This is a genomic window from Streptomyces sp. NPDC001450, assembly GCF_053597295.1.
Genome location: NZ_JBSFHY010000008.1, coordinates 278,627 through 285,464, shown reverse-complemented (window position 1 = coordinate 285,464; position 6,838 = coordinate 278,627). Strand labels below are relative to the sequence as shown.

Below are 6,838 nucleotides of genomic sequence, written 5' to 3'. Positions count from 1 at the left end.
GGTGTTTCCGACTCTATCAGATCTTTTCTCGATCCGATTTCCTCGGTGCTTTCCAGGTTTCCGCTCTCGCGGTTTCCTTTCCGGCGGTTCCGACTCTATCAGATCCTTTCGGTGTCTGACCCCAGTCAGCGGGGCTTGTCTTCGCGGCTGTTGGGCCGTTCCGACGTCTCAAACCTTAGCGGATCCGCCCGGCGATTCCCAATCGGGCCGCCGAGTCCCTATTCGAATTGAATTCGGGCACGCCGAAATCAATCCCATCGGGAGATCGTGCTGGTGGTGTGAGGTGCCGCTCGAGGCGGCGGAGGTGCTGCCGAAAAACCGTTACGGCTCTGCGGCAACCCGAAGAACTCTACGGATTGCGCAGGGGCGTGTCAACCATCCCTGTCAAGATCTTTTGTGGGTGCCTCAGTCCAGGTCGCTGAGGCGGCCGCCGGCGTCCGGCTGGGCGTGTTCCACCCGGCGGAGCAGTCTGGTCAGGACCTCGCCGAGGACCGTGCGCTCCGCAGGGGTGAGGTCCTGGAGCAGGTCCTCCTCGAAGACGGTCGCGAGGCGCATCGCCTCCAACCACTTCTCCCGGCCCTCGGGGGTCAGCTCGACGATGACCCGGACGCGGTTGGACTCGTCACGCTCCCGGGTGACCAGCCCCTCGGCCACCATGCGGTCGATCCGGTGGGTCATGGCGGCCGGCGTGAGGCCGAGTCGCTTGGCGAGGTCGCTGGGTCCCATGCGGTACGGGGCGCCGGAGAGGACCAGCGCCTTGAGGACCTCCCAGTCGGCGCTGCCGATGCCGAGGGCGGCGGTCTGGCGGCCGTAGGCGACGTTCATCCGGCGGTTCAGCCGGGACAGTGCCGACACGATCTTCTCGACCTGGGGGTCGAGGTCCTGGAACTCGCGCTGGTAGGCGGCGATCTGTTCTTCGAGCGTCGGCTCCGTGACGCCGGGGGTCTCGGCCATGGCCGCAGTATCGCACGGAGCCACTTTGCCTTGAAGTCCTTCGATGTGTACTCTTTAGCTTCGAACTTTAGCTTTGAAGTCTTCACTCCTAACTAGTGAGAGAGGTGAACGTGACCAGGGCGATGGGCGCAGCGATGCGCCGGATCCACGTGGGCAACGCACTCAGCGCGTTCGGGCTCGGTTTCACGGTCCCCTACCTGTACGTCTATGTGGCGCAGGTGCGGGGCCTTGGAGCCATGACGGCGGGACTCGTGCTCGCCGTCTTCGCCGTGGCCGCGCTGATCGTGCTGCCGTTCGCCGGCAGGGCGATCGTGCGGCGCGGCCCGCTGCCGGTCCTGCTCGCAGCCCTGGTCACCGCCGCGCTGGGCGCGCTGAGCCTGGGCCTCGCGGGCAACGCGGGCGCCGTACTGCTGTCCGCCGCGGCGCTCGGGGCGGGGCAGGCCGTGATGCAGCCGGCGCTGGCGACGATGATCGTGGACTGCTCCACGGCGGAGACGCGGTCGCGGGCGTTCGCGATGCAGTTCTTCCTGCAGAACCTGGGGCTCGGCGTCGGTGGGCTCATCGGCGGTCACCTCGTCGACACCACGCGGGTCTCCTCCTTCACGCTGCTGTTCGCGATCGAGGCGGCGATGTTCCTGCTGCTGGTCGCGGTGATGGCGACCGTGCGGATGCCGCACTCGCCGCGGATCGCCGACGCGCCGGCCGCATCGGGGAAGGCCAGCTGGAAGCTGTTGCTCGGGAACCGGGCGATGGTGCAGCTGTGTGTGCTGGGCTTCGTGCTGTTCTTCGCCTGCTACGGGCAGTTCGAGTCGGGGCTGAGCGCCTACGGCGTGGAGGCCGCGGGGATATCCACCTCCGCGCTCGGTACGGCGCTGGCTGCCAACACGATGATGATCGTTGTGGCGCAGTTCGCCGTGCTGAAGTTCGTGGAGCGGCGTCGGCGGTCCCGTGTGATCGCCGGTGTGGGGCTCATCTGGGCCGTGGCGTGGCTTGCGGCGGGGTACGCGGGGCTGGGGCACGGCAGCCAGGAGATGGCGACTGCTGCGTTCGTGTCGACGTACGCGCTGTTCGGGCTGGGTGAGGCGATGTTGTCGCCGACGGTTGCTCCGCTGGTGGCGGATCTGGCGCCGGAGGGGATGGCTGGCCAGTACAACTCCGCTTTTGCGCTGGTCAAGCAGCTGGCGCTGGCCGTTGGGCCGGCGGTGGGCGGGCCTCTCGGAGCGTCCCTGCATGCCCCGTACATCGTGACCTTCCTGCTGTTCTCCCTTGGCATCACTGTGCTGGCGCTGCGACTGGGGCGGCGGCTCACCGTTGCCCAGGATCAGCCGTGGGCTGCGGCGAGGACCAGCCGCGTGGTCGCCCGGGGTGGAGCTGCGGAGCCGGTTGCCGCGGAGGCATAAGGCACCCGGCGACGGACCGCAGCCCCACGGCGCCTAGCCCGCGCCTAGCCCCTCGGCAGCAGGAACTCGCACCACACCGCCTTTCCCCCACCGGGGGTCCTTCTCGACCCCCAGTGGGAGGCGATGGTCGCCACGATGGCGATGCCTCTTCCCGACTCGTCGCCCGGTTCTGCGCGGCGGCGGCGTGGGAGGTGGTCGTCGCCGTCGGTGACCTCGATGATCAGGCGGCGGTCGGTACGGCGGAGGCGGAGTCGCATGGGTGGGGTGCCGTGCTGGAGGCTGTTGGCGACCAGTTCGCTCGTCGCCAGGACACCCAGGTCGTGCAGGTCGGCCGGGAAGCGCCAGCTCGTCAGGACGCCGGAGGCGAACGCGCGGGCGCGCGGGGCCGCCTCCACACCGCCGAGGAGTTCCAGGGCGGCGTTGCGGAAGAGGTCGCCCTCGTGGCCCGTACGGGCGGGGTGCTGAAGGACCAGGACGGCTACGTCGTCGTCGTGGTCGGCGGTGACGCCGGCCGAGCGGACCAGGCGGTCGCAGACGACCTGGGGGGTGCCGGTCGCGCCGGACAGGGCGCGCTCCAGGGAGGCGATCCCCTCGTCCAGGTCCTCGTTGCGGCGCTCGACCAGGCCGTCCGTGTAGAGGACCGCCGTGGAGCCGGGGCCCAGCGCGATCGAGCCCGACGCGTGCATCCAGCCGCCGGTGCCGAGCGGCGGGCCGGTGGGTTCGTCGGCGCGCAGGACCGTGCCGTTCTCGTCGCGGACCAGGATGGGCAGATGGCCGGCGGAGGCGTACACCAGGCGGCCCTCGTTCGGGTCGTGGATGGCGTACACGCAGGTGGCGATCTGGTTGGCGTCGATCTCGGTGGCGAGGCCGTCGAGGAGTTGCAGGACCTCGTGCGGGGGCAGGTCGAGGCGGGCGTAGGCGCGGACGGCGGTGCGGAGCTGGCCCATGACGGCTGCCGCGCGGACGCCTCGGCCCATGACGTCGCCGATCACGAGGGCCGTGCGGCCGCCGCCGAGGGTGATCACGTCGTACCAGTCGCCGCCGACCGCGGCCTCCGTGCCGCCGGGCTGGTAGGTGGCGGCGATGCGCAGGTCGTCGGGCTGCTCCAGTTCCTGGGGGAGGAGAGAACGTTGCAGGGTCACGGCCGTCTCGCGCTGGCGGCGCTCGCTGGCGCGCAGGCGCTCGGCGGCCTCGGCGTGGTCGGTGACGTCGGTGGCGAAGACGAGCACGGCGCCGTCCCCGCCGGTCTCGGAGGCCGGGGTGCAGGTGAACGTGTAGGAGCGGCCGTCGAGGGCCTTGCGGGACTTGAGCGTGCGGGGCTTGCCGCTGCGCAGGACCTGGTCGAGGAGCGGGAGCAGACCGAGTTCGGCCAGTTCCGGGAGGGCCTCTCGGGCGGGTTCGCCGAGCGGGCGTACGCCGAAGGCCGCCGTGTAGGCGTCGTTGACGTAGGCGATGCGGTGGTCGGTGCCGTGGAGGAGCGCGACGAGGGCCGGGACGCGGTCGAGGACGTCGCGCGCGGGCAGTTCGTCCACGGCGGGTACGGGCGGTGCCCCGTCGGCCGGTTGTTCGGCGCGGGCCGCGGGCACGGAGCCTTCCCCCCGCCGGTCCGGGGAGACCGCGGTCTCGGTCCGCGCTGCGGCGCGGCGCTGCGTTCCGGGGAGCCGGGCGCTCCAGCGCGTGAAGTTCACAGTGGGGAAAGCCTCGTGGGTGCTGAGGGCGGGCAGGTGCCCGTCCGAGGACGTGGGGCAGTCTGACAGGTGGCCGTCCGCGGCGATATCCGTCAGACGCCGGGGCGGGCCGGGTAGTTCCTGAGTCCGGTCAGGACGACCCCTTCGGGTTGTCCGAGGGGCTGTGAGGAGGCTTTCCACCGGCCGCGAGTTCGAACTCCGCTCGGGGATGTTCGAGTGAACCGAGCGAGACGATCTCCCGTTTGAAGAGCCCGGCCAGGGTCCATTCCGCCAGCACACGGGCCTTTCGGTTGAAGGTGGGCACCCTGCTGAGGTGGTACACGCGGTGCATGAACCAGGCAGGGTAGCCCTTCAGCTTGCGCCCCCCGTAGACCTGGGCGACGCCCTTGTGGAAGCCGAGGGAGGCGACGGCGCCGACGTACTTGTGCGCGTACGTCTCCAGGGGCTCGCCGCGCAGCGCGTGGGCGATGTTGTCGCCGAGGACCCTGGCCTGGCGGACCGCGTGCTGGGCGTTGGGGGCGGTGTCGGTGCCGGGTTCGGCGGCGGTGACGTCGGGGACGGCGGCGGCGTCGCCCGCGGCCCAGGCGTGCGGGGCGCCGTCGACGGTCAGTTCGGCGGTGCACCTGAGGCGGCCGTGGCCGTTGAGCGGCAGGTCGGTGGCGGCGAGCAGCGGGTGCGGTTTGACGCCGGCGGTCCACACGACCGTACGGGTCGGGAAGCGCTGGCCGTCGCTGAGGACGGCGACGCGGTCGGCGCAGGAGACCAGGCGGGTGTCGAGCAGGACCTGGATGTTGCGGCGGCGCAGCTCGGTGACGGTGTAGCGGCCCAACTCCTCGCCGACCTCGGGGAGGATGCGGTCGGAGGCCTCCACGAGGATCCACTTCATGTCCTCGGGGCTGAGGTTGTGGTAGTAGCGCGCGGTGTAGCGGGCCATGTCCTCGAGTTCGCCGAGTGCCTCGACTCCGGCGTAGCCGCCGCCGACGAAGACGAAGGTGAGGGCGGCGTCGCGGATCGCGGGGTCGCGGGTGGAGGAGGCGATGTCCATCTGCTCGATGACGTGGTTGCGCAGGCCGATGGCCTCTTCGACGGTCTTGAAACCGATGCCGTGCTCCGCGAGGCCGGGGATGGGCAGCGTGCGGGAGATCGAGCCGGGGGCGAGGACGAGTTCGTCGTAGCCGAACAGTTCGGCGGCCTTGCCCTCCTCGGCGGTGGCGAGGGTGGTGACGGCGGCGGTGCGCACCGCGTGGTCGATGGAGGTCACCTCGCCGATGACGACGTGACACTGGTCCAGCACGCGGCGCAGCGGTACGACGACATGACGAGGGGAGATCGAACCGGCGGCCGCTTCGGGGAGGAACGGCTGGTACGTCATGTAGGGCTCGGGTGTGACGACAGTGATGTCGACCTCGCCCCGCCTGAGCTCCTGCTTCAACCTCTGCTGCAGGCGCAGGGCCGTGTACATCCCGACGTAGCCGCCGCCGACAACCAGAATGCGCGCAGGTTCCTTCACCATCCCATGACGCACCCGGCGCTGTTGTTTGTCCACAGCCCCGGCAATTTGTGTGACCGGCGAGCGGGTGTGCGCGGGGCCGGGCGCGACGTCGGGGTGGGACGAAAGCGGGCAGGTCAGCGGGGGCGGGAGGGAGGGGGCGAAGGCATGGAATCGGGACATAGATGACCCGTACTCCGATCGGGGGGCGCTCTGTGCGGAACCTGCCCCTTCTGAATTGACCCTCACTCAACTATGTTCGTGTGTCGACGGGGTGTAGGGAATGTGGTCGATGCGGGTCCGCGACGGGCGGGTCCGGTCGTGACCGATGCCAGTTCCGCGCACTCCGGTATTCAGTGGCGGGGAGAGTCTCCGGGGGGAGACGTCATTAACCGGGGGAAACACATGCATGTTCAGGACACTCATTGGTCGTCGGCAGCCGCCCTCGCGTCGGGCGGTCCGGCGGTGAGCGCGGCGGCGGGCAACGGACGCGCGGACGGGATGCGTACGACGCCGCTGCGGGTGGACGCACAGCGCAATCTGGAGCACGTGCTGCGTGCGGCGCGTGAGGTGTTCGGCGAGCTGGGGTACGGCGCGCCGATGGAGGACGTGGCGCGGCGGGCTCGGGTGGGTGTCGGCACGGTGTACCGGCGCTTTCCGAGCAAGGACGTGCTGGTCCGGCGGATAGCCGAGGAGGAGACCGCGCGGCTGACCGAGCAGGCGCGGGCCGCGCTCGGGCAGGAGGACGAGCCGTGGTCGGCGCTGTCCCGGTTCCTGCGGACGTCCGTGGCGTCGGGGGCGGGGCGGTTGCTGCCGCCGCACGTGCTGCGGGTGGGGGTCGCGGAGGAGGGCTCCGCCGGGTCGGCAGGTTCTGCCGGGTCGGCTGAGGAGGCTCGGGTGCCCCAGCAGAGGTCTCAGCCGGGTTCGGGTGAGTTGCGGCTGGTGCCGGAGTCGGGCTCGGACGACGGTGGGGCCGGTGCGCTGCTCGAGGTCGTCGGGCAGTTGGTGGAGCGGGCTCGGGCCGCAGGGGAGTTGCGGGCGGATGTGTCCGTGGCGGACGTGCTGCTGGTGATCGCCACGGCGGCGCCTTCGTTGCCGGATCCGGCGCAGCAGGCTGCGGCTTCAACTCGGCTGCTGGACATTCTGCTGGAGGGGCTTCGGTCTCGGCCGGCGTAGGGGCTGCGGCGGTCGCCTCGGCCTCGCCTTCGGCGGGATTGCGTTCCCACCCGCACCACCCGTGCTACTAGCGCGGTCGGGTGCGGGTGGCCCCCGTGGGCGGATTCGCCGTGGGCGGATTCGCCGTCGGC

The 6,838-nt window shown here is 70.7% G+C and carries 5 protein-coding genes; 2 read left to right on the top strand and 3 right to left on the bottom strand.

The genetic code is table 11. From position 1 onward, the window contains the following. Positions 1-405 precede the first annotated feature (405 nt). Entirely contained in the window at positions 406-954 is a 549-nt protein-coding gene (locus ACWC5O_RS11930) for a MarR family winged helix-turn-helix transcriptional regulator (RefSeq protein ID WP_450586426.1), read from the bottom strand. A 110-nt stretch (positions 955-1,064) separates the two neighbouring features. On the opposite strand from ACWC5O_RS11930, the gene ACWC5O_RS11925 reads away from it, so the two are divergent. Further along, entirely contained in the window at positions 1,065-2,354 is a 1,290-nt protein-coding gene (locus ACWC5O_RS11925; RefSeq protein ID WP_450586424.1) for an MFS transporter, read from the top strand. A 44-nt stretch (positions 2,355-2,398) separates the two neighbouring features. Here the strand turns inward: ACWC5O_RS11925 and ACWC5O_RS11920 are convergent, their stop codons facing one another. Then, the gene (locus ACWC5O_RS11920) at positions 2,399-4,042 is read right to left on the bottom strand and encodes an ATP-binding SpoIIE family protein phosphatase (RefSeq protein WP_450586422.1); all 1,644 of its coding nucleotides are present in this window, start codon (positions 4,040-4,042) and stop codon (positions 2,399-2,401) included. Positions 4,043-4,172: 130 nt separating this feature from the next. Further along, positions 4,173-5,555: an NAD(P)/FAD-dependent oxidoreductase gene (locus ACWC5O_RS11915; RefSeq protein ID WP_450586420.1), complete on the bottom strand. Its 1,383-nt coding sequence runs from the start codon at positions 5,553-5,555 to the stop codon at positions 4,173-4,175. Positions 5,556-5,936: 381 nt separating this feature from the next. Between ACWC5O_RS11915 and ACWC5O_RS11910 the strand changes: the two genes are divergently transcribed. Further along, the gene (locus tag ACWC5O_RS11910; RefSeq protein WP_450586418.1) at positions 5,937-6,707 is read left to right on the top strand and encodes a TetR/AcrR family transcriptional regulator; all 771 of its coding nucleotides are present in this window, start codon (positions 5,937-5,939) and stop codon (positions 6,705-6,707) included. Positions 6,708-6,838: the final 131 nt, after the last annotated feature.